Consider the following 1,126-nt stretch of genomic DNA (forward strand, 5'->3'; position numbering starts at 1 on the left):
AAATTATAGAATAAGAGCGAAAAGAAGAGATAAAGGGGATTTTGATAATCCCCTTTATTTTTATGCTTTTTATTGACATAGTCAATGAATTATGATAAATTTTTATAAGTGACTGTTGTAGAATAGGATTTTTATACGATGCGTACTTGTTAGGAGGTGGCCGAATGCGGATCAACATTACCTTAGAGTGCACAGAATGCAAGCATAGAAATTACCATACAGAGAAAAATAAAAAGAATGATCCTGACCGTTTAGAATTAAGAAAGTACTGCAAATACTGCGGAAAGCATACCCTGCATAGAGAAACAAAGTAAATTAAATGAGGGGGATTTTACTTAATGGCAGCCGGCGGAGAAGGCTTCTTGAAGAGAAGCGGGAGATTTTTTAAAGAGGTTAGGTCGGAATTAAAGAAAGTTACGTGGCCGACAAAACAAGAGCTTATTTCTTCCACATTAGTTGTTATTGTTTCTGTTGCGCTGGTGGGAGCCTTTATCTGGATAGTGGACAGCATCCTGGTAAAGATTTTAGAGTTAATTCTCCGATAAGGAGGGGTAATTCCCCTTGGAAAATGCATCTAAAAAATGGTATGTTATCCATACCTATTCTGGGTATGAAAACAAGGTAAAGGCGAACTTAGAAAAGCGCGTGGAATCTATGGGAATGCAGGATAAAATTTTCAGGGTACTGGTTCCCGTAGAAGAAAGTGTAGAATTGAGAAATGGTAAAAAGAAAGTAGTTCAAAGGAAGATATTTCCGGGATACGTTCTTGTGGAAATGATTGTAACCGATGATTCGTGGTATGTGGTGAGAAATACTCCAGGAGTAACCGGGTTTGTAGGAACAGGGAACAAGCCCATTCCCCTTCAGGAATCAGAGGTAAAAGCAATATTAAAACAGATGGGAATAGAAGAACCTAAGCCAAAAATTGACCTGGCGATTAACCAGAATGTAAAGGTGATTTCCGGTCCGTTCGAAGGATTGGTAGGTAAAGTAGTAGAAGTAAACCATGATAAACAGAAGATTAAGGTTCTAATATCCATATTTGGACGGGAAACACCTATAGAACTGGAATATAACCAGGTTGAAAAAATATAAAAAATTGTTTTAGTGGGTAGCGTCAAACAAA

General features: G+C 37.5%; 3 protein-coding genes. All 3 read left to right on the top strand.

Annotated elements, in window-relative coordinates; translation table 11 throughout:
• Positions 1–164: 164 nt before the first annotated feature.
• From rpmG to nusG, 3 genes are read left to right on the top strand one after another with little or no spacing between them, the layout of a single operon-like run.
• Entirely contained in the window at positions 165–314 is a 150-nt protein-coding gene (gene rpmG / locus ACPLVF_RS12010; RefSeq protein ID WP_424908059.1) for a 50S ribosomal protein L33, read from the top strand.
• A 24-nt stretch (positions 315–338) separates the two neighbouring features.
• Complete coding sequence (gene secE / locus ACPLVF_RS12015) at positions 339–545, top strand: preprotein translocase subunit SecE (protein WP_424908060.1); 207 nt, start codon at positions 339–341, stop codon at positions 543–545.
• Positions 546–561: 16 nt separating this feature from the next.
• Positions 562–1,095: a transcription termination/antitermination protein NusG gene (nusG, locus tag ACPLVF_RS12020; protein ID WP_424908061.1), complete on the top strand. Its 534-nt coding sequence runs from the start codon at positions 562–564 to the stop codon at positions 1,093–1,095.
• Positions 1,096–1,126 lie beyond the last annotated feature (31 nt).

The sequence above is a fragment of the Thermovenabulum sp. genome (genome assembly GCF_049701175.1).
Taxonomy (GTDB): Bacteria; Bacillota; Thermosediminibacteria; order Thermosediminibacterales; family Thermosediminibacteraceae; genus Thermovenabulum.